Annotated in this window: 24 protein-coding genes; 10 read left to right on the top strand and 14 right to left on the bottom strand. The window is 64.7% G+C overall.

What is annotated here, in order from left to right:
* Positions 1-22: 22 nt before the first annotated feature.
* The gene (locus SA496_RS27050; RefSeq protein WP_120653638.1) at positions 23-775 is read right to left on the bottom strand and encodes a gamma-glutamyl-gamma-aminobutyrate hydrolase family protein; all 753 of its coding nucleotides are present in this window, start codon (positions 773-775) and stop codon (positions 23-25) included.
* 278 nt (positions 776-1,053) lie between these two features.
* On the opposite strand from SA496_RS27050, the gene SA496_RS27045 reads away from it, so the two are divergent.
* The 5 genes from SA496_RS27045 (at position 1,054) to aguA (ending at position 6,930) form a co-directional block, all read left to right on the top strand.
* A complete protein-coding gene (locus tag SA496_RS27045) occupies positions 1,054-2,439 on the top strand; it encodes a glutamine synthetase family protein (protein ID WP_120653639.1) in 1,386 nt (461 codons plus the stop codon).
* A gap of 149 nt (positions 2,440-2,588) precedes the next feature.
* Positions 2,589-3,647, top strand: a complete 1,059-nt coding sequence (locus SA496_RS27040; protein WP_330114745.1) for a polyamine ABC transporter substrate-binding protein — start codon at positions 2,589-2,591, stop codon at positions 3,645-3,647.
* 236 nt (positions 3,648-3,883) lie between these two features.
* Complete coding sequence (locus tag SA496_RS27035; protein WP_120653641.1) at positions 3,884-4,528, top strand: TetR/AcrR family transcriptional regulator; 645 nt, start codon at positions 3,884-3,886, stop codon at positions 4,526-4,528.
* Between the two features lie 195 nt (positions 4,529-4,723).
* A complete protein-coding gene (gene aguB, locus SA496_RS27030; RefSeq protein WP_153918668.1) occupies positions 4,724-5,602 on the top strand; it encodes an N-carbamoylputrescine amidase in 879 nt (292 codons plus the stop codon).
* A gap of 221 nt (positions 5,603-5,823) precedes the next feature.
* Positions 5,824-6,930 carry an agmatine deiminase gene (gene aguA / locus SA496_RS27025; RefSeq protein ID WP_153918666.1) on the top strand — a complete coding sequence of 369 codons (1,107 nt, stop codon included), beginning with the start codon at positions 5,824-5,826 and terminating at the stop codon, positions 6,928-6,930.
* A gap of 190 nt (positions 6,931-7,120) precedes the next feature.
* Here aguA and SA496_RS27020 read toward each other — a convergent pair whose 3' ends face one another.
* From SA496_RS27020 to SA496_RS26990, 7 genes are all read right to left on the bottom strand, one after another.
* Positions 7,121-7,336, bottom strand: coding sequence for a TOBE domain-containing protein (locus SA496_RS27020; protein WP_003455791.1), 216 nt, complete (start codon positions 7,334-7,336; stop codon positions 7,121-7,123).
* Between the two features lie 37 nt (positions 7,337-7,373).
* The gene (gene ssuB / locus SA496_RS27015) at positions 7,374-8,183 is read right to left on the bottom strand and encodes an aliphatic sulfonates ABC transporter ATP-binding protein (RefSeq protein WP_120653644.1); all 810 of its coding nucleotides are present in this window, start codon (positions 8,181-8,183) and stop codon (positions 7,374-7,376) included.
* On the bottom strand, positions 8,180-8,965 hold the full coding sequence (gene ssuC, locus SA496_RS27010) for an aliphatic sulfonate ABC transporter permease SsuC (protein WP_120653645.1): 786 nt from the start codon (positions 8,963-8,965) through the stop codon (positions 8,180-8,182). Before ssuC ends, ssuB begins: the two co-directional genes overlap by 4 nt.
* A 10-nt stretch (positions 8,966-8,975) precedes the next feature.
* Positions 8,976-10,139, bottom strand: a complete 1,164-nt coding sequence (ssuD, locus tag SA496_RS27005; RefSeq protein WP_330114744.1) for an FMNH2-dependent alkanesulfonate monooxygenase — start codon at positions 10,137-10,139, stop codon at positions 8,976-8,978.
* 49 nt (positions 10,140-10,188) lie between these two features.
* Positions 10,189-11,166, bottom strand: coding sequence for a sulfonate ABC transporter substrate-binding protein (locus tag SA496_RS27000; RefSeq protein WP_120653647.1), 978 nt, complete (start codon positions 11,164-11,166; stop codon positions 10,189-10,191).
* A gap of 100 nt (positions 11,167-11,266) precedes the next feature.
* Positions 11,267-11,905: a peroxiredoxin gene (locus SA496_RS26995; RefSeq protein ID WP_120653648.1), complete on the bottom strand. Its 639-nt coding sequence runs from the start codon at positions 11,903-11,905 to the stop codon at positions 11,267-11,269.
* A gap of 484 nt (positions 11,906-12,389) precedes the next feature.
* The gene (locus tag SA496_RS26990) at positions 12,390-13,721 is read right to left on the bottom strand and encodes an OprD family porin (protein WP_280357925.1); all 1,332 of its coding nucleotides are present in this window, start codon (positions 13,719-13,721) and stop codon (positions 12,390-12,392) included.
* Positions 13,722-14,126: 405 nt separating this feature from the next.
* Here SA496_RS26990 and tauA point away from each other — a divergent pair, with 405 nt between their 5' ends.
* The 5 genes from tauA (at position 14,127) to SA496_RS26965 (ending at position 19,883) form a co-directional block, all read left to right on the top strand.
* The gene (gene tauA, locus SA496_RS26985; protein ID WP_330114743.1) at positions 14,127-15,107 is read left to right on the top strand and encodes a taurine ABC transporter substrate-binding protein; all 981 of its coding nucleotides are present in this window, start codon (positions 14,127-14,129) and stop codon (positions 15,105-15,107) included.
* 88 nt (positions 15,108-15,195) lie between these two features.
* Positions 15,196-15,978 carry a taurine ABC transporter ATP-binding subunit gene (gene tauB, locus SA496_RS26980; protein ID WP_120653650.1) on the top strand — a complete coding sequence of 261 codons (783 nt, stop codon included), beginning with the start codon at positions 15,196-15,198 and terminating at the stop codon, positions 15,976-15,978.
* A complete protein-coding gene (gene tauC, locus SA496_RS26975) occupies positions 15,975-16,808 on the top strand; it encodes a taurine ABC transporter permease TauC (RefSeq protein ID WP_120653651.1) in 834 nt (277 codons plus the stop codon). The genes tauB and tauC overlap by 4 nt, the downstream gene beginning before the upstream one ends.
* A 115-nt stretch (positions 16,809-16,923) precedes the next feature.
* The gene (gene tauD, locus SA496_RS26970) at positions 16,924-17,757 is read left to right on the top strand and encodes a taurine dioxygenase (RefSeq protein ID WP_330114742.1); all 834 of its coding nucleotides are present in this window, start codon (positions 16,924-16,926) and stop codon (positions 17,755-17,757) included.
* A 71-nt stretch (positions 17,758-17,828) separates the two neighbouring features.
* Positions 17,829-19,883 (top strand): OPT family oligopeptide transporter, encoded by a 2,055-nt coding sequence (locus SA496_RS26965; RefSeq protein WP_330114741.1) that lies wholly within the window; start codon positions 17,829-17,831, stop codon positions 19,881-19,883.
* A 77-nt stretch (positions 19,884-19,960) separates the two neighbouring features.
* Here SA496_RS26965 and SA496_RS26960 read toward each other — a convergent pair whose 3' ends face one another.
* The 6 genes from SA496_RS26960 to SA496_RS26935 all read right to left on the bottom strand — a co-directional run bounded on the left by SA496_RS26960 (position 19,961) and on the right by SA496_RS26935 (position 24,786).
* Positions 19,961-20,257: a DUF971 domain-containing protein gene (locus tag SA496_RS26960; RefSeq protein WP_120653654.1), complete on the bottom strand. Its 297-nt coding sequence runs from the start codon at positions 20,255-20,257 to the stop codon at positions 19,961-19,963.
* Entirely contained in the window at positions 20,257-21,222 is a 966-nt protein-coding gene (locus tag SA496_RS26955; protein WP_120653655.1) for a HEAT repeat domain-containing protein, read from the bottom strand. Before SA496_RS26955 ends, SA496_RS26960 begins: the two co-directional genes overlap by 1 nt.
* A complete protein-coding gene (locus SA496_RS26950) occupies positions 21,219-22,073 on the bottom strand; it encodes an ABC transporter ATP-binding protein (protein WP_153919572.1) in 855 nt (284 codons plus the stop codon). Before SA496_RS26950 ends, SA496_RS26955 begins: the two co-directional genes overlap by 4 nt.
* Complete coding sequence (locus tag SA496_RS26945; protein ID WP_330114740.1) at positions 22,073-22,852, bottom strand: ABC transporter permease; 780 nt, start codon at positions 22,850-22,852, stop codon at positions 22,073-22,075. Before SA496_RS26945 ends, SA496_RS26950 begins: the two co-directional genes overlap by 1 nt.
* 89 nt (positions 22,853-22,941) lie before the next feature.
* The gene (locus SA496_RS26940) at positions 22,942-24,348 is read right to left on the bottom strand and encodes an ABC transporter substrate-binding protein (RefSeq protein ID WP_330114739.1); all 1,407 of its coding nucleotides are present in this window, start codon (positions 24,346-24,348) and stop codon (positions 22,942-22,944) included.
* 192 nt (positions 24,349-24,540) lie between these two features.
* Positions 24,541-24,786, bottom strand: a complete 246-nt coding sequence (locus SA496_RS26935; RefSeq protein WP_028629110.1) for a 4Fe-4S dicluster domain-containing protein — start codon at positions 24,784-24,786, stop codon at positions 24,541-24,543.
* Positions 24,787-24,841 lie beyond the last annotated feature (55 nt).

Below are 24,841 nucleotides of genomic sequence, written 5' to 3'. Positions count from 1 at the left end.
GTTTCCTGAAGAGTTCTCCCGCTCAGCGTTTCCCCGCCTTCTCCCTGCAAGCCTCACCAAAGGCCTGGAAGATGGCGAGATAGTTCGGGTTGGTCCGCACTTGCCACTCGGGATGCCATTGCACCCCAAGGGCAAAGCTCCTGGCGCCTTCGACCGAAAAGGCCTCGACCAACCCATCAGGCGCCAGAGCCTCTACACGCAGGCCCGGCGCCAGACGTTCAACGCCCTGGCCATGAATGGAGTTGACTAGAATCTCGGACGGCAAGCCGATGCCGTCGAGTACACCGCCCGGCTGCACCTGGAGCGGGTGCCGGGGAGCGTATTGCACCTCGAGCGGCTCGTCGGCCGGCTCGCGGTGGTCCATGAATCCTTCTACTAGATGCACACGCTGGTGCAGGGTGCCGCCAAAGGCCACGTTCATTTCCTGGAAACCACGGCAAATGCCCAGAACGGGAATCCCGGCGGCGATGGCCGCACGGACCAGAGGCAGAGTAGTGCGATCCCGGGCGGGATCGTGACGGGTGCCGGGCTCGGATGCGGTGCCCTGGTAATGATGGGGCTCCACATTCGAGGGGGAGCCGGTAAAGAGGAAACCGTCCAGGCTTGCCAGGAGGGTCGCTTGGTCCATCAGTTCAGCCAGGGCCGGAATTACCAGCGGAATACCGCCAGCTCCGACCGCCACCGCACGCAGATACTTTTCACCAGCTATATGATAGGTCTGAGGACCGATCTCTCTGGTGCAAGCGGATACGCCGATCAACGGCAGGCGAGACATGAGACACCCGTATTATTTGTCTGATTTGGGTTTCGACCGAGCTTAGCGTTGTTCATTTTTTTACACAATAGGGCTGTAAAAAATTGAACACGCCCCGCTGAGCACCGCAGCCGTCATGGTTCGGAGAGAGGTTCGGATGCCCCGGAACGCCCCAAAACTGGCCATCAAGCCCGTTTTTGGGGCAAAATAGGGCTCGCTTGACATCAAGGGGTGATTCGGATTGACTCACACCTTAGATTGAGCGTGATTGATATTTTTAACAAAAAAGGTGTTGCATCATGTCGGTACCCCCGCGTGCCGTTCAGCTTCAAGAAGCGAACGAGTTCCTTAAGGAGCATCCTGAGGTCCAGTTCGTCGACCTGTTGATTGCAGATATGAATGGAGTGGTACGAGGCAAGCGAATCGAACGCGCCAGCCTGACCAAAGTCTACGAGAAAGGCATCAACCTCCCCGCTTCGATCTTCGCTCTCGATATCAATGGCTCCACCGTCGAAAGCACCGGCCTCGGCCTGGACATCGGCGACGCAGACCGTATCTGCTATCCCATCCCCGACACCCTCAGTGACGAGCCTTGGCAGAAGCGCCCGACCGCGCAGCTGCTGATGACCATGCATGAGGTCGAAGGTGAAGGCGAACCCTTCTTTGCCGACCCGCGCGAAGTACTGCGTCGTGTGGTGGAGAAATTCGACGAGCTTGGCCTGACCATCTGCGCCGCTTTCGAGCTGGAGTTCTACCTGATCGACCAGGAGAACATCAACGGCCGTCCGCAGCCTCCGCGTTCGCCTATCTCCGGCAAGCGCCCGCAGTCCACCCAGGTTTACTTGATCGACGACCTCGACGAATACGCCGATTGCCTGCAGGACATCCTCGAAGGTGCCAAGGTCCAGGGTATCCCGGCCGATGCCATCGTGAAGGAAAGCGCCCCGGCCCAGTTCGAGGTCAACCTGCACCACGTCGAAGATGCCCTGAAGGCCTGCGACTACGCCGTGCTGCTCAAGCGCCTGATCAAGAACATCGCCTACGACCATGAGATGGACACCACCTTCATGGCCAAGCCCTACCCGGGCCAGGCGGGCAACGGCCTGCATGTGCATATCTCGCTGATCGACAAGAAGACCGGCAAGAACATCTTCACCTCAGATGATCCCGAGCAGAACGCCGCTTTGCGTCACGCGGTCGGCGGTGTGCTCGAGACCATGCCTGCGTCCATGGGCTTCCTGTGCCCGAACGTGAACTCCTACCGCCGTTTCGGCGCGCAGTTCTACGTACCGAACGCGCCGAGCTGGGGCCTGGACAACCGCACCGTGGCCGTCCGCGTGCCTACCGGCAGTGCGGATGCCGTGCGCATCGAGCACCGCGTAGCCGGTGCCGACGCCAACCCCTACCTGATGATGTCGGCCATCCTGGCCGGTATTCACCATGGACTGACCAACAAGATCGAGCCGAGCACACCTATCGAAGGCAACTCGTACGAGCAGTTGGAGCAGAGCCTGCCGAACAACCTGCGCGATGCCCTGCGCGAGCTGGACGACAGCGAAGTCCTGGCCAAGTACATCAGCCCGGATTACATCGACATCTTCGTTGCGTGTAAGGAAAGCGAGCTGGAAGAGTTCGAACACTCCATCTCCGACCTCGAGTACAACTGGTACCTGCATACCGTGTAAGCGAGTCCACAACGCCGGCCCCAGGGCCGGCGTTTTTGTATCTGCAACCTTTGCAATACCTGGCGCGGCGTGTCATCCAGGCTGCCGACGCCATGCAGCACCGCAAGCCAGAACAAACAGCACCCGCATGCTCTATTAGGGAGGACGTCATGCCCCGTTTGCTCGCCCCACTGTTGCTCGCATTGCTCCCCGCACTGGCCCAGGCCGAAGACCTGATCCGTGTCTACAACTGGAACGACTACATCGCCCCAGAGGTACTGGAAGCATTCCAGAAAGAGACCGGCATCAAGGTCGATTACCGCACCTTCAGCAGCGCCGATGAACTGGACAAGGCACTGGCCAGTGGCGAGCCGATCGACATCGCCGTGCCCTCCCATAACGACCTGCCCCGACTGATCAGGCAAGGCCGCCTGCAGCCCCTGGACTTCTCCCGTCTGCCCAACCGCCAGCACCTGGACAAGCAGTTGCTGAGCAAACTGGCCGCGATGGACCCGAACAACCAGCATGCCGTGCCTTACCTCTGGGGTGCTGTCGGCCTGGCCGTGAATACTCCCCAGGCGGAAAAAGCCTTCGGCGGCCCGCTGCCCCATAGCTGGAGCCTGCTGTTCGATGCCGAGCAGAGCGCGCGCCTCGGCCAGTGCGGCATCAGCCTGCTGGACGCCCCCGACGAAACCCTCTCCGTGCTGCTCAACTATCAGGGTCGCAACCTGGCGCGCAGCGCGCCAAGCCGTCTCAAGCGCAGCGCCGAAACCCTCACAAGCCTGCGCCCGCACCTGCGCTACGTCGACAGCGAGCGTTATATAGCCGACCTCAATGCCGGCAACCTCTGCGTCGCCATGGCCTGGGTCGGCGATGCCCTGAACGCTGCCGCGGCCGGCCAACCGGTGACCTTCATGGTCCCGGACGAAGGCTCGGTGGTCTTCATCGACAATCTGGTGATCCCCTCCAACGCCAATCGCGCCGACCTCGCGCACAAGTTCATCGATTTCATGCTGCGCCCGCAGATAGCGGCAAAGGTCACCGGCGCGACCCTCTACCCCAGCGGCAACGCCGACGCCCGTCAGTACCTGGACGAGTCCCTGCGCAACCAGCCGGGCCTGTATCCGGACAAGGACACCAAGCGGCGCCTGTTCCCGGTCGAGCCTGTGCCGGAGAAACTCAGCGCCACCCGTGACGAGGTCTGGTCCGCTTTCCGCGAAGGCCTGTAGGGGTGAATTTGTTCGCCCGGCAGGACGCAGTCCTGCCGGAAAGGCCCTCTCCCCGTCCCCGCCCTGCGCCCCAGCCTGATCGCTTCGTGCTCAGGCGCTCATCGGCACCGGAAGCAGTGCTTCCGGAAGGCGTGCCTCTTCGCCCCGCACGCGGGAGGGTGGGGCCATGCATTCGCTCTCTTGCTCCCGAACCACCGCCTGGCGTCCAATAGCGGCTCTTCGGAAAGGAGCTCCCCATGCCGCGCCCCGCCACCGCTCGCAAGCCCCGCGCCAGTAGCCAACTGCGCATCGCCGGGATTCTCGACGCCGCCCGCACGTTGCTCGCGGAACAGGGTGTGGCCAACCTGTCGATCTACAGTGTCGCCGAGCGCGCGGAAATGCCGCCCTCCTCCGTCTACCACTTCTTCTCCAGCGTCCCGGCGATTCTCGAAGCCCTCACCGCAGATATCCACGCAGCGTTCCGCGCCTGCCTGCAGGAACCCATCGAGCATGACGGCCTGCGCCACTGGCACGACCTGTCGCGACTGGTGGAAGAGCGCATGTTGTCTATCTACGCCGCCGACGCCGCTGCGCGCCAGTTGATCCTCGCCCAGCACGGCCTCACCGAAGTCACCCAGGCCGACCGCCAGCACGACATCGAACTGGGCCGACTCATGCATGCCCTGTTCGAGCGGCACTTCGAGCTGCCAGTACTGCCCGACGATGTCGATGTCTTCGCCCTCGCCATGGAACTGGGCGACCGCGTCTACGCCCGTTCGGTGCAGCTACACGGCGAAATCACCCCACGCCTGGCCGAGGAAGGCATGCGCGTGTTCGACGCCTACCTTGGTCTCTACCTGCCGCCCTACCTGCCAAAGCGCCGCCTGCACAAGGCCGACTGAGTCGATAAAACCCGATATTTATCTGCAAATAAATCAGAATTCACTTCCTGATAGATAAATCGCGCTTCAAATGCGGATTTTTATCGGATATAAAGTCGCCATCCGCACGGCGGCACACTCCGCCAGCACGGAAAAACCACCGATTGCCGATAGATATCCGGTAACCGGTCCTGATTCGTTCTGACGAGGTGTCCCATGTCCCGCATCGTTACCGTCGCCGCCACCCAAATGGCCTGTTCCTGGAATCGCGCCGCAAATATCGCCAACGCCGAGAAACTGGTTCGCCAGGCCGCAGCCAAGGGCGCCCAGATCATCCTGATCCAGGAGCTCTTCGAGACGCCTTACTTCTGCCAGAAGCCGAACCCGGACTACCTACAGCTGGCGACGTCGACCGAGACCAACGAAGCCATCGCGCACTTCCAGAATGTCGCCCGCGAATTGCAGGTCGTGCTGCCCATCAGCTACTTCGAGCAGGCTGGTCGTGCGCGCTTCAACAGCATCGCTATCATCGATGCCGATGGCAGCAACCTCGGCGTCTACCGCAAGAGCCACATCCCGGACGGCCCCGGCTACCACGAGAAGTACTACTTCAACCCGGGCGACACCGGCTTCAAGGTCTGGAACACCCGCTACGCCAAGATCGGCGTGGGCATCTGCTGGGATCAGTGGTTCCCGGAAGCCGCGCGCAGCATGGCCCTGCTGGGTGCCGAGATCCTCTTCTACCCGACCGCCATCGGCAGCGAGCCGCACGACGCCAACATCACCTCCCGTGACCACTGGCAGCGCGTGCAGCAGGGCCATGCCGGCGCGAACCTGATGCCGCTGGTGGCGTCCAACCGCATCGGCAAGGAAGAGCAGGACGGCTACGACATCACCTTCTACGGCTCCTCCTTCATCGCCGACCAGTTCGGCGCCAAGGTCGAGGAACTCAACGAGACCGAAGAAGGCATCCTGGTGCACAGCTTCGACCTGGACAAACTGGAGCACGTACGCAGCGCCTGGGGTGTGTTCCGCGACCGCCGCCCGAACCTATACTCCCCGATCAAGACCCTGGACGGCTCCCTCGAGTCGTAATGCCCGAACCCAGGGGCCAGCCCGATGGCGATGCACTGTTCGCCAGCGGGTTGGCCCCTGCTCTTTCAAAAGCTGCTCGGGATCTCGCGAGCTAGAGAAGAACAAGGCGAGAATGGCTGAGGGCGCGAAGTTTACGAGCGGTATGAGCAAGCCCGAAGCCATTCTCAACGCAGTTATTCCGACGCGCAGCAGACCCTGAACAGACTGACGGTGAATTGTCGATGAACACACTTGATAGCCTCCCCCGCGACGACGGCTTCCGCATGCCCGCCGAGTGGGAACCCCATACCCGCACCTGGATGGTCTGGCCTGAGCGTCCTGACAACTGGCGCCTTGGCGGTAAGCCCGCGCAAGCGGCCTTCACCGCTGTGGCCAAGGCCATCGCCCGCTTCGAACCGGTGACCGTCTGCGTCTCCGCCACCCAGTACGAAAACGCCCGCGCACGCCTCGATGAGCCGAACATCCGCGTAGTGGAAATCAGCACCGACGATGCCTGGGTCCGTGATACCGGCCCGACCTTCGTGGTCAACGACAACGGCGACGTACGCGGCGTGGACTGGACCTTCAACGCCTGGGGCGGCTTCGATGGCGGCCTGTACTTCCCCTGGAACCGCGACGACCAGGTTGCGCGCAAGGTTCTCGAGATCGAAGGCTCCAAACGCTACCGCACCGATGGCTTCGTGCTGGAAGGCGGTTCGATCCATGTGGACGGCGAAGGCACCCTGATCACCACCGAGGAATGCCTGCTGAACAAGAACCGCAACCCGCACCTCTCCCGCGAGGAAATCGAGGCGGTGCTGCGCGAACAACTCGCGGTGCAAACCGTGATCTGGCTACCGGATGGCCTCTACAACGACGAAACCGACGGCCACGTGGACAACTTCTGCTGCTACGTGCGCCCAGGCGAAGTCCTGCTGGCCTGGACCGATGACCCGCACGACCCGAACTTCCCGCGCTGCCAGGCCGCCATGAAGGTGCTGGAGCACGCCCGTGACGCCAAGGGTCGCCAGCTGGTGGTGCACAAGATGCCGATCCCCGGCCCGATCTACGCCACCGAGGAAGAATGCGCCGGCGTGGACCTGGTGGAAGGCACCCAGGAACGCGATCCGTCGATCCGCCTGGCTGGCTCCTACGTGAACTTCCTGATCGTCAACGGCGGCATCATTGCGCCGAAGTTCGACGACGCAAAGGACGCCACGGCCGAAGCCATCCTCAAGCGCATCTTCCCGCAGCACGAAGTGGTGATGGTGCCCGGCCGCGAGATTCTCCTCGGCGGTGGCAACATCCACTGCATTACCCAGCAGCAGCCGGCGCCGCAGAAGCGCTGAGTGAAAACCGGATAAAGCGAACCCCCGCACTTGCGGGGGTTCGTTTTTTCAGGCCTGTCGGGGCGACATCCTGTAGGGGCGAATTCATTCGCCAAGGGCAACGCAGCGGCCCCCTGATGCCTTGCAGGGCAGGCCTTCGGCCTGCTTGGCGAATGAGTTCGCCCCTACAACAGAGCCTCCATTACCCGCCTTACAGCTTCGCGATGGAAACCTCGGTGGACTTCACGAAGGCGATCACCTCGGAGCCAATGCCCAGCTCCAGCTCGCGCACGGAGCGAGTGGTGATCACCGAAGTGACGATACCGGCGGCGGTCTGCACGTCGATCTCGGAAAGCACCGGGCCCTCGATGATTTCCTTGATGGTGCCCTTGAACTGGTTACGGACGTTGATGGCTTTGATGGTCATGGCGGTTATTCCTTTGCTCGGGGTATTGGGGTTTGGGTCAAAGCGCCCAACGCAACTGCGTGGGCAGGGGGGAAACGGGTTCGGGTTCCGGTGGCGCCGGCGGCAGCGCCAGCACCCGGTCCAGCACTTCGGCTTCCAGCGCGGCCAGGCGGGCCGAGCCACGGGCTCGCGGACGGTGCAGCTCAATCGGCAGATCCAGGCCGATGGCACCGTCCTCGATCAGGATCACCCGGTCGGCTACGGCCACCGCCTCGTTCACGTCATGGGTCACCAGCAGGACAGTGAATCCGTGCTGCTGCCAGAGGCGCTCAATCAGTTGCTGCATCTCGATGCGGGTCAGCGCATCCAGCGCTCCCAACGGTTCGTCCAGCAGTAACAGACGTGGCTGGTGGATCAGGGCGCGGGCCAGGGCCACGCGCTGCTTCTGGCCACCGGAGAGCGCCGCCGGCCACTCATGCGCACGGTCGGCCAGGCCTACCGCTTCAAGCGCTTCCAGGGCGCGCGGGCGCCAGTTGCCGGAGAGGCCCAGACCGACGTTGTCGATCACCCGTTTCCAGGGCAACAGACGTGCATCCTGGAACATCAGGCGGGTGTCCTCGCGGGCGTCTTCCAGCGGCGCCGAGCCGGCCAGCAGCTCACCACGAGATGGTTTGTCCAGACCTGCCAACAGGCGCAGCAAGGTGCTCTTGCCGCAGCCACTGCGACCGACCACGGCGACGAACTGGCCGGCAGGAATCAGCAGGTCGATGCCCTTGAGCACTTCACGCTCGCCAAAGGCCTTGCCAATTCCGCGCAGCGCCAGCGGTATGCCGCGCTTGAGACGTTGCGGAACCTGGGCAACAGTCATGCGGCACCTCCCTTGGCCTGGTAGGCCGGGTGCCAACGCAACCAGATGCGCTCGAGGCCACGAGCGGCGACGTCGGCCAGCTTGCCGAGCACCGCGTAGAGCAGGATCGCCAGAACCACCACATCGGTTTGCAGGAACTCGCGGGCGTTCATCGCCAGGTAGCCGATGCCGGAGCTGGCGGAAATCGTCTCGGCGACGATCAGCGTCAGCCACATGAATCCGAGGGCGAAACGCACGCCCACCAGGATCGAAGGCAGCGCGCCGGGCAGGATGACCTGGCGGAACAGCGCGAAACCGGACAACCCGTAGCTGCGCGCCATTTCCACCAGCGCCGGGTCGACGTTGCGGATGCCGTGGTAAGTGTTGAGGTAGATGGGGAACAGGGTGCCGAGGGCAACCAGGAAAATCTTCGCCGACTCATCGATGCCGAACCACAGGATCACCAGTGGAATCAGCGCCAGGTGGGGCACGTTGCGGATCATCTGCACGGAGCTATCCAGCAGGCGCTCGCCCCATTTCGACAGGCCAGTGATGAAGCCCAGCAACAGGCCGAGGCCGCCGCCGATGGAGAAACCGATACCCGCGCGCCAGCCGCTGATGGCCAGATGGGTCCAGATCTCGCCGCTGGAAAGCAGGTCCCAGCCCGCCGCCAGCACCGCGCTTGGCGCTGGCAGGATGCGGGTGGACAGCAGGCCGGTTTCCACCGCGATCTGCCAGATCGCCAGCAGCGCCACGGGCAAGGCCCAGGGCGCCAGGCGCAGAAGTATGGATTCGAGTTTCATCCCCGCGCCCTCAGCTCTGCGACGCCAGCTTGTGCAGCTTGGCCTCGGGCAGGGCTTCGTTGGCCACCATCTCACCGAAGGGACTGACAAAGCCCAGTCCGTCGTTGGTACGGGGACGGGCCACGTCGAGGTGGGGGAACAGAAGTTCGGCGACGCGATAAGACTCTTCCAGGTGCGGATAGCCGGAGAAGATGAAAGTATCGATACCGAGGTCGGCGTACTCCTTCACCCGCGCGGCCACGGTCGGACCGTCACCCACCAGGGCAGTGCCGGCACCACCCCGTACCAGGCCGACACCGGCCCAGAGATTGGGGCTGACTTCCAGCTTGTCGCGCCGACCGTTATGCAGGGCAGCCATGCGCTGCTGGCCCACGGAGTCGAAGCGGGCGAAGGCCGCCTGGGCCTTCGCGATGGTGGCGTCATCGAGGTTTTCGATCAGGCGGTCGGCAGCGGCCCAGGCGGCCTCAACGGTTTCGCGCACGATCACGTGCAGGCGGATGCCAAAGCGCACAGTGCGGCCCTGTTGGGCGGCCTTGGCGCGTACCTGTTCGATCTTCTCCTTCACCGCTGCCGGCGGCTCGCCCCAGGTCAGGTACAGCTCCACCTGCTCGGCCGCCAGGTCCTGGGCGGCGTCGGAGGAGCCACCGAAGTACAGCGGCGGACGCGGCTGTTGTAGCGGCGGGTAGAACAATTTGGCGCCCTTCACTTGGATGTGCTTGCCGTCGTAGTCGACGGTTTCGCCCTCCAGCACACGGCGCCAGATACGGGTGAACTCCACTGCGGCTTCGTAACGTTCTTCATGGTTCAAGTGCAGGCCGTCGGCGGCCAGTTCGTCCGGGTCGCCCCCAGTCACCAGGTTGAACAGCGCGCGGCCACCGGACAGGCGATCCAGGGTCGCCGCCTGGCGCGCGGCCACGGTCGGCGAAATGATCCCGGGGCGCAGGGCCACGAGGAATTTCAGGCGTTGGGTTACCGGGATCAGCGAAGCCGCCACCAGCCAGGAATCCTCGCAGGAACGCCCGGTGGGGATCAGCACGCCGCCAAAGCCGAGGCGGTCGGCTGCCTGGGCGATCTGTTGCAGGTAGCCGTGGTCAACCGCGCGGGCGCCCTCGGATGTGCCGAGGTAGTGGCCGTCGCCGTGGGTCGGCAGGAACCAGAAGATGTTCAAGCTCATGGAGTGGTCTCCTTAAATTCCCCCCTCTCCGTCTGGAGAGGGGTTCAAGTCACTGCTGCGCGACTTTTGCGGGTGGTACCGAAGCCGGCTGCGTCCAGATCACATCGGCGATGCTGAGTTTTTTCGGGATCAGCTTCAGCCCTGTGAAGGTGTCGGCGATTTTCTGCTGCGCAGCGACAACCTCCGGGCTCAGCGGCTGGGCACCGTAGCCCTGACGCTTCACCGCGATGGAGGTGATGTCCTTGGGCAGGCCCAGCAACGGCGCCACCTGTTCGGTGACCTTGTCCGGATCGGCCTTGGAGTCCTCGCCCACGGCGCGCACTTCCTCGATCAGGGTGCTGATCACCTGAGGATGCTTCTGCGCAAAAGTCCGAGTGGCCAGGTAGAACTGATGGTTATCCACAAGCCCTTCGCCATTGCGCAGGGTGCGGGCCTCCAGTTGCTTCTCGGCGGCCGCCTGGAAGGGGTCCCAGATCACCCAGGCATCCACGCTGCCGCGCTCGAAGGCAGCACGGGCATCGGCCGGGGGCAGGTAGACGGGCTGGATATCGCTGTACTTCAGACCGGCATCTTCCAACGCACGCACCAGCAGGTAATGCACGTTGGAGCCCTTGTTCAGGGCGACCTTCTTGCCGGCCAACTCCTTCACCGACTGGATGGGCGAACCCTTGGGCACCAGGATCGCCTCGCTTTGCGGTGCCGGCGGTTCAAAGGCCACGTAGAGCAGATCAGCGCCTGCGGCCTGGGCGAACACCGGCGGCGTCTCGCCGGTTACGCCGAAGTCGATGGAGCCGACGTTAAGGCCTTCCAGCAGCTGCGGGCCGCCGGGGAACTCGGTCCATTTCACCTCGATGCCCTGATCGGCCAGACGCTTCTCCAGCGAGCCCTTGGCCTTGAGCAGCACGAGGGTGCCGTACTTCTGGTAGCCGATCCGCAAGGTTTCAGCCTGTGCTTGAGTGATGGCGCCGAAAGCCAGGGCAGCCGCGAACAGGGCAGCCAGGCTCCGACGCAAAGTGATGGTGCGCATGGCGCTCTCCTCATGACTTTGCTTGTGGTGTCGTTGCCTGCTTCCCGTTGGCGGGTGAGTAAGGCGGGGGTCGTTCAGGGCGCGCGAGGCGCCGGATGAATCAGCGGTTGGGTTGCGGAGTCAGGCGCAGGTACGGCCGGACAGCCTTGTAGCCGCGCGGGAAGCGCTGGCGAATCTCGTCTTCATCCTTGAGCGAGGGGACGATCACCACGTCGTCACCGTCCTGCCAGTTGGCCGGGGTGGCAACCTTGTGGTTGTCGGTCAGCTGCAGGGAGTCGATCACCCGCAGGATCTCGTTGAAGTTGCGCCCAGTGCTGGCCGGGTAGGTGATGATCAGGCGCACCTTCTTGTTCGGATCGATGATGAACAGCGAACGCACGGTGAGGGTGTCGTTGGCGTTCGGGTGGATCAGGTCGTACAGGTCGGACACCTGGCGGTCGGCGTCAGCGATGATCGGGAAATTCACCAGGGTGCCCTGGGTGTCGTTGATGTCATCGATCCAGCGGTGATGGGAGTCCACCGGATCGACGGAAAGGGCGATCGCCTTGACCCCGCGAGCGGCGAATTCATCTTTCAGCTTGGCGGTGAAACCGAGCTCGGTAGTGCACACCGGAGTGAAGTCGGCCGGATGCGAGAACAGCACGCCCCAGCTGCTGCCCAGCCATTCGTGGAAGCGGATGCGGCCTTCGCTGGAATCCTGTTCGAAGTCGGGGGCGATGTCGCCAAGGCGGATACTCATGGTGCTGCTCCTGTGTCTGGATGTCGTTCCGTGGGGCTCACTATGCGTAGTCGCGCTGAAAGTTAAAAAGAATAAATAACAATTTGTTTATGCAATTAAAGAATATTAAATCGAGGGCGTAAAAAAGCCGGGAAGGCCTCTGGAATGAGGTTCCCGGCGGTTTACGGTATTCACTGCTGGGCCGTTGCCCCCACCCCAACCCTCTCCCTGAAGGGAGAGGGGGCTGTCCGTGCCAGCGTTCGGGCCAGACACCTCCCTGTAGGGGCGAATTCATTCGCCAAGGGCCGCCCAGCGGCCTCGTAGGTTGGCCCAAGCCTGCAAGGCCCAACACAACGAAGCTCCGGGCGGGCCTTATTTGCCTCCCCCCAACCCTCTCTCGCAAACGGGAGAGGGAGTCGTCCGTGCTGAGGCCTGGCATGGGAACCATCCCTGTAGGAGCGAATTCATTCGCGATTGAAATCGCTCCCACAGGCCCCAGGGCGCTTTACAGCAAGGTCAGGGTGTAGCTCAGGATCAGACGGTTCTCGTCCTGGTCGCGGGCTGCGTCGCTGCGCAGTGCGGCGTTGCGCCAGGACACGCCGAGCCCCTTCAGCGGACCGTCCTGCAGCACGTAGTCGAGGCGGAAGTCGCGCTCCCACTCGCCCTGGTCGCTGCCCTGGGTCTCGATGTTGCTGCCCTTCAGGTAGGTGCCCACCGCCTTCAGCCCCGGCACGCCGAGCTTGGCGAAGTCGTAGCCGTATTCGGCCACCCAGGTGCGCTCGCCGGCGCTGAGGAACTTGCCGATCTGGCGGTCGGTGATCAGGTAGGCGGTGGCGCCATCCCCCTGGTTGAGGAAGGGGAAGGCACTGTCGCCGGAGACCTGCTGGTAGCCCAGGCTGGCCGCGTGGCCGCCGAGGGTGTAGGTGAACAGCGCGCTCCAGGTGCGGTTGTCCACTTCATAGCGGTCCGGGTCGTTGGCCGCCCAGTTGCCCGAGCTGCGGAAGCCTTCGCGGCGGCCGGCCACGCTGGCGTTCTTGCCGTCGGAATCGCTGTAGAAGTAGCGCAGGTCGGACTTCAGCGCGCCCACCGGCAGCGCCCAGTTGTGGGTCAGGCCGAGGAAGTGCTGGTTGTAGAAGTCTTCCAGGTTGCCGTAGTAGTACTGCGCGAGCAGGTTGTCGCTGACCTTGTAGTCGCCCCCGGCGAAGTAGAACTTGTTGACGAACTGGCCGCTGCGGGCGTTGTTCGCGCCGGCGATCGACAGGCCACGGGCGTCGCTGGAGTTACGCCCCTTGGCGTGTTCCAGCTGGCCACCGACCAGGGTCAGGCCGGCGATCTCGCTGGAGGTCACCTGGCCACCCTCGAAGGTCTGCGGCAGCAGGCGGCCGTCGTTGTAGGTCACCACCGGCAGCTTCGGCAGCAGGGTGCCGATACGCGCTTCGGTCTTGGAAATGCGCACCTTGCCGGTCACGCCGAGGCTGCCGAAATCGTCCTTGGCGCGGCCGTCGTTGTCGGTCGGGAACACGGTGCCGCCGTAGCTGGCGCTGGTCGGGTTGTAGTGGCGGCCCTTGCCGGAATCCAGCTTCACGCCCAACAGGCCGAGGGCATCGACGCCAACCCCGACGGTGCCTTCGGTGTAGCCGGAGGCGTAGTTGAAGAGGAAGCCCTGGCCCCACTCTTCCTGCTTGGACGGCGCGTCGGCGAACTGGCGGTTGTCCGAGTTGATGTAGAAGTTGCGCAGGGTCAGGCTGGCCTTGCTGTCTTCGATGAAACCGCCAGCGGCGGCTTGCTGGGCCAGCACGCCGAGGGCGACAGCCAGGGCGAGGGACGACTTGTTCATGCTCGATGCTCCATTGCGATCTTGTAAGGGTGTGAGATGCCCGGAGCAGGAGCAGACGCGAAGCGCCGCTGCGTGACCTTCGAAGCCACTGTCTTTTTCACAGGCTCCGGTGCAAGTGCGATGCGGCGGTCCGCTTTCGGCAGGCCGCCACTCTAGAAGGCGAAGACTAATTTCTAAAAAGAATTATTTTTCAGATACAAATAACTTTCAGCAATAAGCAATTTTACGGAGACCACCCCCGCCTCCGATCCAGCTGACCTAAGCTAATGCTAAAAAATTATTTATTTCAGCTTTTTTAGATCATTTAGATTCTCTCCACCGGACCACCGGACATCCCAGAACGCACCACCCTGTCCCGTGGACCGGCCTCCGAGACCGGCCCCCAAGCCCGTTGAGGAGCGCACCATGATTCCGACCCTGTTCCCCCGTCGCCTGCTGGCGGCCCTGACCCTTGGCGGCCTGGCACTGAGCGCCCAGGCTGCGGACTTCACCGTCGCCTACCAGACCACTGTCGACCCGGCCAAGGTGGCCCAGGCCGATGGTGCCTATGAGAAAGCCAGCAAATCCGAGATCGACTGGCGCAAGTTCGACAGCGGCGCTGAAGTCATCACCGCCGTCGCCTCCGGTGACGTGCAGATCGGCTATGTCGGCTCCAGCCCCCTGGCAGCCGCCGCCACTCGCCAGCTACCAATCCAGACCTTCCTCATCGCCACCCAGATCGGCGATGCCGAAGCCCTGGTGGCACGTAACGGTGCCGGCATCACCAAGCCCGAAGACCTGATCGGCAAGAAGATCGCCGTGCCCTTCGTTTCCACCGGCCACTACAGCCTGCTGGCGGCCCTCAAGCACTGGCAGATCGATCCCACCAAAGTGACCATCCTCAACCTCGCGCCGCTGGCCATCGTCGCTGCCTGGCAGCGCGGCGACATCGATGCCACCTATGTCTGGGACCCGGCGCTGGGCGTCGCCAAATCCAGCGGCAAGGTCCTCATCAGCTCTGCCGAACTGAGCAAGCTGGGCGCCCCCACCTTCGACGCCTGGATCGTGCGCAAGGACTTCGCCGAGAAGCACCCTGAAGTCGTCCGCGCCTTCGCCAAGGTGACGCTCGACGCCTACGCCGACTACCGCAAGGACCCGCAAGCCTGGCTGGCCGACAAGGGCAATATCGACAAGCTGGTGAAGCTCTCCGGCGCCAAGGCCGAAGACATTCCGCTGCTGCTGCAAGGCAACGTCTTCCCGCTGGCCGCCGACCAGGCGACCGCCCTGGGTGCCCCCACCACCCAGGCCATCAGCGAGACCGCGCGCTTCCTCAAGGAGCAAGGCAAGGTCGACGCCGTACTGCCTGACTACGCGCCCTACGTCAGCGCCAAGTACGTCACCAATTGATCCGCGGCGCATCGGCGGGGCGCTCTTGAAAACGACGCCCCGTCAGCGCTTGTTCGATCAGAAACCCTTGCAGAAGAGCGTTAGAAAAATGGCCTTACTCCAGCTGGAGCGCATCAGCGCACAGTACCCAGGCGCGGCCGAGCCGGTACTGACGGACATATCCTTCGACCTCGGCCCCGGCGAACTGCTGGTAGCCCTCGGCCCATCCGGCAGCGGCAAGACCACCCTGCTCAATCTCATGGCCGGTTTCGTCAGCCCCAGCGCCGGACGCATCAGCCTCGACGGGGCGCCCGTCAGCGGCCCCAGCGCCGAGCGTGGCGTGGTGTTCCAGGACGATGCCCTACTGCCCTGGCAAGACGTGCTCGGCAATGTCGCCTTCGGTCTCGAACTGGCCGGCGTGCCCCGTACCGAGCGTGAGGCGCGTGCCCGTGAAATGCTCGCCCTGGTGGACCTGGCCGGCTTCGACAAGCGCCGCATCTGGGAGCTTTCCGGCGGACAGAAACAACGCGTCGGTATCGCTCGTGCCCTGGCGGCCGATCCGCGCGTGCTGCTGATGGACGAGCCATTCGGCGCCCTCGATGCCTTCACCCGCGAGCAGATGCAGGAGTTGTTGCTGCAGGTCTGGCGACGCGCCGCGAAGCCGGTATTCCTGATCACCCACGACATCGAGGAAGCGGTCTTCCTCGCCACCGAACTCATCCTGCTGTCGCCTAATCCGGGACGCATCAGCGAACGCCTGCGCCTGGACTTCGGCCAGCGTTACGCCGCCGGAGAAAGCGCACGGGCGATCAAGTCCGATCCGCAGTTCATCGAGACGCGCGAGCACGTGCTCGCCCAGGTCTTCGCCGAACGCCAGAGGAGAAGCGCATGAGCAGCCTCGAACTCCCCGTGGCCAGCAAGCTCGTCCCGACCGTGAATCCACGCCAGCGCCGCCCGCTGAGCACCCTGTCGATCAGCCTGCTGACCCTCGGCAGCCTGCTGCTGGCCTGGTGGGCCGTGACCACCGCCGGCTTGATCGAACCCCTGTTCCTGCCCAGTCCGCAGGCCATCGCCCGCAAGGGCTGGGTGCTGCTGACCCAGGGCTACATGGACGCCAGCCTCTGGCAGCACCTGGGCGCAAGCCTCGGGCGCATCGGCCTGGCTCTGCTGGCAGCGGCACTGACTGCCGTTCCGCTCGGCATCGCCATCGGCCGCAACCGTATCGCTCGCGGCATCTTCGACCCCCTGATCGAGTTCTACCGACCCATTCCACCGCTGGCCTATCTGCCCCTGATCGTCATCTGGTGCGGCATCGGCGAGCTGTCGAAGGTGCTGCTGATCTTCCTCGCGATCTTCGCTCCCATCGCCATCGCCACTGCCACCGGTGTGCGCAACGTCGACCCGGCGCGGTTGCGGGCGGCGCAGTCGCTGGGAGCAAGCCAGGCGCAACTGATCCGTCATGTGATCCTGCCCAGCGCCCTGCCGGACATCCTCACCGGCGTGCGCATCGGTCTCGGTGTCGGCTGGTCCACCCTGGTGGCCGCCGAACTGGTGGCCGCCACCCGTGGACTGGGTTTCATGGTGCAGTCGGCAGCGCAGTTCCTCGTTACCGACGTGGTGATCCTCGGCATCCTCGTCATCGCCCTGATCGCCTTCGCCCTCGAACTCGGCCTGCGCGCCCTGCAACGCAAGCTCGTGCCCTGGCATGGGCAGAGCCACTGAACAACTTTCGTTGGGCTTCGCGCAGCTCGCGGAACTCCGCCCGCCCCAACCTACGCACCGGTAGGTTGGCCAGAGCGCAGCGAAGCCCAACAACTCCGGACTCCGAGACACAGCCATGACCCTGCACATCACCCCGCTCTCCCCCGCCCTCGGCGCCGTGGTCGAAGGGCTCGACCTCAGCAAGCCGCTCGACGCCTCGCTGCGCGCTGCGGTGGAGCAAGCCCTGCTCAACCACCAGGTACTGTTCTTCCGCGACCAGCCGCTGAACCCGCAGCAGCAGGCCGCCTTCGCCCGCAACTTCGGCGACCTGCACATCCACCCGATCTACCCGAACATCCCCGATCAGCCGGAAGTGCTGGTACTGGATACCGCCGTGACCGACGTGCGCGACAACGCCCTCTGGCACACCGACGTGACCTTCCTGGAAACACCGGCACTCGGTGCGGTGCTTGCCGCCAAGCAGCTCCCGCCCTACGGCGGTGACACGCTCTGGGCGAGCAGCAGCGCGGCCTATGACGCGCTGTCGAAACCCATCCAGCAATTGCTCGAAGGCCTCACCGCCACCCACGATCTGTCTCGTTCCTTCCCCGAGGAGCGTTTCAGCCTCACCGCTGAAGAACACGAGCGCCTGGAAGACGCCAAGCGCACGCACCCACCGCGCAGTCATCCGGTGGTGCGCACCCACCCGGTCACCGGACGCAAGGGACTGTTCGTCAACGAAGGCTTCACCACCCGCATCAACGAACTGTCGGCGGCAGAAAGCGATGCACTGCTGCGCCTTCTCTTCGCCCACGCCACCCGCCCGGAGTTCACCATTCGCTGGCGTTGGCAGGCCAACGACGTGGCCTTCTGGGACAACCGCATCACTCAGCATTTCGCGGTGGACGACTACCGCCCCCAGCGCCGCGTGATGCACCGCGCGACCATCCTGGGTGATAGGCCGTTCTGATCGGGCGGCGCCCTGTGGTCTAGGCTTTCCGTGCCGGCGCCACGCCGCCAGCGTGTTCTCAGGAGAGCAGCATGACGGACCGCGTCCCCGACCACCTCGACTTGCCCGAACTCACCCTGCGCGGATTGATCCTGGGTGCGCTGATCACGCTGGTGTTCACCGCATCCAATGTCTATCTCGGCCTCAAGGTCGGCCTGACTTTCGCGTCGTCGATACCCGCTGCCGTGATCTCCATGGCGGTGCTGCGCTATTTCAAGGGTTCGAACATCCTCGAGAACAACATGGTGCAGACCCAGGCGTCGGCGGCCGGCACCCTGTCCTCGATCATCTTCATCCTTCCCGGCCTGTTGATGATCGGTTACTGGGCGGGCTTCCCCTTCTGGCAGACCGCGATGATCTGCGCCATCGGCGGCATCCTCGGCGTGCTCTACACCATCCCCCTGCGCCGCGTGATGGTGGTGCAGAGCGAACTGCCCTACCCCGAAGGTGTGGCGGCGGCGGAGATTCTCCGGGTCGGCAGCAGTGACGACGGCGACGACAAGGACGCGGCACAACGCCGGGGCGAGCCGGGCCTGCGCGACATCCTCGGCGGCGGCCTGGTAGCAGCGGCCTTCAGCCTGTGCAGCAGCGGCTTCAAGGTGCTCGGCGAGAGCATCAGCCTGTGGGTCGGCGCCGGGCAGGCGGCTTTCCGTTTCTCCACCGGTTTCTCCTTCGCCCTGGTCGGTGCGGGCTACCTGATGGGCATCACTGCGGGCATCGCCATCCTCATCGGCGTGCTGATCTGCTGGGGCGTGGCGGTGCCACTGCTGACGTTCAATGCCACACCGGCCGAAGACCTGGGGCTGAGTGAACTGGCCACCCAGCTCTGGAGTTCACAGGTACGTTTCCTCGGCGCAGGCACCATCGGCATTGCTGCACTCTGGACCCTGGCCACCCTGTTCAAACCCATGGCGCAAGGCGTGTGGACATCTCTGCGCGCCGTTCGCGGCAAGGGTGGGACGAGCACCGCGCGCACCGAGCGCGACATGCCGCCCAACGCCCTCCTGCTGCTGTCCGGCCTGCTCCTGCTGGCCCTGCTCGGTGTCTTCGCGACCTTCCTCCACGAGGCAGCGCCAGACCTGTCCGGACTGGGGTTCTGGAGCTTCGTGGCCGGCTGCGTGTTCTTCGCCTTCTTCTTCGGTTTCCTGATCGCCGCCGCCTGCGGCTACATGGCCGGACTCGTGGGTTCGTCCAGCAGTCCGATCTCCGGCATCGGCATCATCGCGGTGATCCTGGTATCGCTGCTGATCCTCGGCATGGGCAGCCTGGAGTCCGGCCTGCTGCAACTGGCCGGCGGCAAGGTTGCCATCGCCCTGGCCCTGTTCACCACGTCGGTGGTACTGGCCATCGCAGCCATCTCCAACGACAACCTGCAGGACCTCAAGACCGGTTACCTGGTCGGCGCCACACCCTGGCGTCAGCAAGTGGCGCTGATCGTCGGCTGCCTGGTCGGCGCGATGGTGATCCCGCCGGTACTCGACCTGCTGTACAGCGCCTATGGCTTCTCCGGCGCCCTGCCTCGCGAAGGCATGGACCCGCAGCAGGCCCTGGCGGCGCCGCAGGCGACCCTGCTCACCGCCATCGCCAGCGGCATTTTCAAGAACGCGCTGAACTGGAACATGATCCTGATCGGCGTCGTGCTGGGTATCGCGCTGATCCTCGTCGACCTGGCCCTGCGCCGCACCAGCAAGGCGAGCCTGCCGGTACTGGCGGTGGGTCTGGGCATCTACCTGCCACCGACCATCGGCATGACCCTGGTGATCGGTGCCGCGCTGGGCTGGCTGATCGACAGCCGCCTGGCCAGGCGCACTCAGGCCACGGGGCAGGAGCTGGACCGCTATGCCGAAGTGCCGCGTCGCCGTGGTGTGTTGCTGGCCACGGGGCTGATCGTCGGCGAGAGTCTGATGGGCATCCTGCTCGCCAGTCTGATCGGCACCACCGGCAAGGATGCACCGCTGGCCCTCGTCGGACCCGGTTTCAGTGGTACGGCCGAATGGCTCGGCCTCGTCGTCTTCGCCCTGGTCTGCGCCGCGTTCTGCCGGCATGTGCTCGGTACGCAACGAGGGAGCGAGCTCATTCGCGAATGAATTCGCACAATCCAACATATAGGAGCGAGCTTGCTCGCGAACGGTCCGTGCACAACCTTTCGCGAGCAAGCTCGCTCCTACAGGTCAGTGCCCGCTCCGCCTAAATCACGCAGGTACTCCCAGGGATAGATCCCGCGCTCGTGCCCATCGCTGAACACCAGCTGCACGCCATAGCCCTGCAGCGCGATGCGTTCCAGGCGCACGTCTTGATCCACCAGCCCGATCACCCCACGCAGCCGCGCCGCCTTGCACTGCGAGCAAGGGCAGGCGCCGCGCAGGCGTGTATGGCTGATCTGCTGCTGCTCGCCGTCATCCCACTCCAGGCTCAGGCGCGCCTGGCTACGGGAGTTGCGCAGGGCTCTGGGGGCACCCATCAGGCGGCTCCCTGCAGTTGCGCCAGGGCGATACGCACGGCCTTGCGCACTTCCGGATCGCTGTCAGCTTCCGCGGCGCGCAGTGCAGGCAGCCCGGCGGCGTCACCCAGTTCCCCCAGGGCCAGTGCCGCCTCCTTGCGCAGGTTGGCAATGCCATGGCCGAGCAGTCCGGCCAGTTCGCCCAGGGCTTGCCGATAACGCAGGCGCCCCAGGGCACGGGCAGCGCGCAGGCGGACCTGCCAGTAATCGTCCTCCAGGGCCAGCACCAGCGCCGAACCGGCTTCAGCCAGGCCGACCTTGCCGAGGGTGGTGGCGGCTTCCTCACGGACCTGCCAAGTGCTATCACGCAGCGCTGCGTACAGGGCCGGCAACACGCCGGCATCACGGGCAAGACCAAGGGCTCCGGTGGCGGCGCGGCGCACTTCGAAGTCGGCATCGTCACTGGCCAGGCGCGCCAGTTGTGGCAGCGCAGCTTCGTGCTTGAGCCAGCCAAGGATGCCCACCGCCTCGCGGCGCACTGCGGCGTCGGCATCGGCCAGTGCCAGCAGCGCCGGGCCGGCTGCGTCCTCCAGGCGCAGTTCGCGCAAGGCACGCAATGCGCTACTGCGCACGAAGGCATCGGCATGGGTCACCCAGGGCAGAATCAACTGCCCGGCCTCCAGGCTCTTCAGCTCGCTCAGGCTCTGGGCGGCGGCCAGGCGCACGGGGTCGGCGGCGTCCGCCAGTGCGGCACAAAGCGCCTGCACCACTTCGGGTTCTTCCCAGGCCTCCAGCAGGCGCGCGGCCTCGGCGCGCACCTCGGCGGCCGGGTCCACCACCAGCGCATCGGTGAGCCAGGGCAGGCCCTCCGGGTCTTCCAGGTCGGCGAGTTCGATCAGGGCAATGCGGCGCACACCAGCATCGTCATCCACCAGGCGTGGCAGCAGCTCGAGGATCTCAGGGTTGTCGGTCTCACGATTGGTCATAGGGCGACTCGCAATGGCGGGTGGTCGGTGGGCAGTCCCAGCGGCGTCAGGCGTGGCAGCTCGCGGCCTTCTTCATGACGCAGCAGTTCCAGGCAATGACGCTTCAGGTGGGTGAAGCCAGGGCTGGTAAGCAGGCTGGCACGGCGAGGCCGGGGGAAGTCCAGGCGCAGGTCTTCGATGAAGCGCCCGGGGCGCGGGCTCATTACCAGGATGCGATCGGCGAGGAACAGTGCTTCGTCGATGTCGTGGGTAACGAACACCACGGTGGTGCGGATGCGCGTCCAGATATCCAGCAGCAGCTCCTGCATGCGCGAGCGGGTCTGCGCGTCCAGGGCGCCGAAGGGCTCGTCCATCAACAAAAGCCGTGGGCGGTTGATCAGCACGCGAGCGATCTCGGCGCGCTGCTGCATGCCGCCGGAGAGCTGGCTGGGCCAGCGTCCGGCGAAGTCGCCCAGCCCCACCAGGCCGAGGAACTCTGCGGCACGACGCTGCCTTTCGAGCTTGCCGATGCCCTGCATCTTCAGGCCGAAGGCGACGTTGTCGAGCACGCTGCGCCAGGGCAGAAGCGTGTGATGCTGGAACACCATGCCGCGCTCGGGAGAAGGTCCCTCAACCGGCTGGCCATCCACCTCCAGGCTTCCGGCGCAGGGCTTGAGGTGGCCCGCCAGGGCGCCGAGCAAGGTGGACTTGCCGCAGCCGGAGGGGCCGAGGATGCAGACGAACTCTCCCGGCGCGATGGCGAAATCCAGGGCCTGCACCGCCTCGAAGGCATCGCGGCCCTGTCCCAGGCGGATGGAGACGCCCCGAGCCTCGATGCGGCCGGGTTCCACTGCGCGTTCGAAGCTGCTCATCAGGCGTTCCTCCGCGCGTGGTACCAAGGGGTGGCGAGCGCGCCCAGGCGTTTGACCAGGGCGCTGCTGCCCATGCCGAGCAGGCCGATCAGCAGCATGCCGACGACGATGTCGGCGTAGTTCTGCACCACGTAGGACTCCCAGGTGTAATAACCGATGCCGAACTGCCCGGAGATCATCTCCGCGGTGACCAGGCAGAACCACGACGTGCCCATGCCGATGGCAAGGCCGGTGACGATGCTCGGCGCCGCGCCGGGCAGGATCACCTCGCGCAGGATCGCCAGTCGCCCGGCCCCCAGGCTGCGCGCCGAGGCGATCAGGCGCGGGTCCACCGCTTCCACGCCATGCACGGTGTTGAGCAGGATCGGAAACAGCGCGCCGGTGAAGGTGATGAACACCATCGACAGTTCGGACGAGGGGAACATCAGGATGGCCAGGGGAATCCAGGCCACCGCGGGAATCGGCCGCAATACTTCCAGCGGCGGCAACAGGCTGTCCTCGGCCCATTTCGAGCGGCCGATGACCAGCCCCAGCAGCACACCCAGCAGGGCCGCGGCGAGGTAGCCGGCGAAGACTCGCGACAGGCTGCTGGCGAGGTGCGGCAGCAGCTTGCTGGAGTGCGCCAGCTGCCAGGCCGCGTCGAGCACGGCGGCGGGCGTGGGCACGTAGGTGAAGGTGAACAGCCCGAGGTCCAGTCGCGCATTGGCAGCCAGCTGCCAGAACAGCAGGCAGACGGCCAATGAGGCGAGGCGCAGGGGCCAGCGGTAAAGGTTGGTCATGGAGCTCCTCCGATTCCCGCAGGGTGCGCCGTGTGCACCGGGAAGTCCGCGTTGGGGTTCCGGTGCGCGCAGCGCACCCTACGTTGGCATCAGCGCTGGGCTACCAGCTTCTGGTTGGCACTGACGAAATCGAGCGCGGTGCCGCCATGCTGCTGGGCGTACTGCTCGGCCTGCGACTTGAGCAGGAAGGCGCTCAATTCACCCTTGTCGCTGCGCACGAACCAGGCCTGGTTGGCCAGCAGCTTGATGCCGCTGTCGGTGGCCTGGGCGTAGATGGCACGGATGTCCTTGCCCTCCTGCTCCAGCTGCGCCAGCGCGGTCAGTGCCGCTTCCGGCGAGGCGTAATGGCGCACCTTGTCTTCGCCGCGCACCCAGATCTGCGCCAGGCGCTTGAAGTCGGTAATGGGCTTGCCGGTGACGGCGTCGTTGGCCTTGAGCGGCAGCGGGGCGTAATCCTTCAGGGCCTTGTCGTAGTCCTGACCCGCCGCCTTGAACGCCGCACGGATGTACTGGTCGTCGATGAACTTGGCGGTATCCAGGCCACGGTCGGTTTTTTTCAGGAGCTTCAGGGTATCGATGGAGGTGGCCACAGCCTTGCGGTACTCGGGCTTCCAGGTGAGGTCACGGGTCTGCAGGCCGAGCGGACCGTGGAACAGGTAGTTCACCTCGGCCTCGATGCCGGTGACCTTCTCGATCAGCTCGCTGTACTTCTCCGGTTCGGCGGCGAACAGGCGGTCGGCCTCCAGGCTGGCGCGCAGATAGGCGGTGACGATTTCCGGGTATTTCTTCGCATAGGCCGCATCCACCAGCGCCCCGTGGAAGGTAGGCGCCTCGGCCTGGGAGCCGTCGTAGATCTTGCGGGCGAAGCCACGGTTGGGGAACAGCTCGGCGAAGGGCACGAAGTCGGCGTGGGCCTCGATGCGGTTGCTGCGCAGGGCCGAGCCGGCGATCTCCGGCGGCTGGGCGATGATGCGCACGTCTTTCTCCGGGTCCCAGCCCTGGGCGGCAACGGCGCGCAGCAACATGCCGTGGGCAGTGGAGGCGAAGGGTACGGAAATGGTCTTGCCCTTGAGCTCGGCCAGCGATTGAACCGGCGACGAAGCCGGCACCACGATGCCGTTGCCGCTGCCCCGGGTGCTGCCCGACAGCACGCTGATGAACAGGCTCTGCTTGCCGGCATCCAGGTGGGCGACGCCGTTGAACGAGCCGGGGAAGTCGGCCATGGCGCCGAAGTCCAGCTTGCCGGCGACCATCTCGTTGGTCAGCGGCGCGCCGCTGGTGAAGTTCTTCCACTCCACCTGGTAGTGGGCGTCCTTGTACTTGCCGTCATGGGGCAGGTACTTCTCCAGCAGGCCCAGCTCACGGATGAGCAGGCCGCCGGTGGCGCAGTTGATGGTGGTGTCCTGGGTGCCGATGGCGATACGGATGGTTTCCGCGGACGCGGACAGGCTGGAGATGGCCAGCGCGAGGCCGGCGAAGGTTGCACGAAGACGCATGGGTTTTCCCCTCGAATCATGAGTGTTGGAATCGTCTCCGCCACGCGGTTGGGTGGTGGGAAACGAGGGGCTTTCAGGTTGGGCGTCCGGGGGTTGGCCGGATGGCGGATTGCGTTTCAGTAGGAGCCAGCTTGCTGGCGAAGCTCTTGCCTGCAGGTCCGTTGTTCGCTCCTACAGGCTTCTCACGCTCGGTCAGCGCAGCAGGTAAGGAATCTCCACCTTCACCGCGCCGGTCGGGCAGTCCTTTTCGCAAGGCATGCAGTACCAGCACTCGTCGAAGGCCATGTAAGCCTTCTGGGTAGCCGGGTTGATGGCCAAGAGGTCCATCGGGCAGACCTCGACGCAAACGGTGCAGCCCTTCTCGGCGATGCACTTGTCTTCGTCGATGGTCACCGGCGCGCTGCTGCGGAAGAAGATTTCCTGGGGTTGATGGGCCATTTCACGATTCCTTGGAGCCTGTGGCTCTCGGCTTTCTCTTTTGTGGGAGCGGCTG

Origin of the sequence: Pseudomonas sp. JS3066 (assembly GCF_036328175.1) — a bacterium.
GTDB lineage: Bacteria > Pseudomonadota > Gammaproteobacteria > Pseudomonadales > Pseudomonadaceae > Metapseudomonas.
The sequence above is the reverse complement of the archived record's forward strand: the minus strand, read 5'-3'. Positions and strand labels throughout refer to the sequence as shown.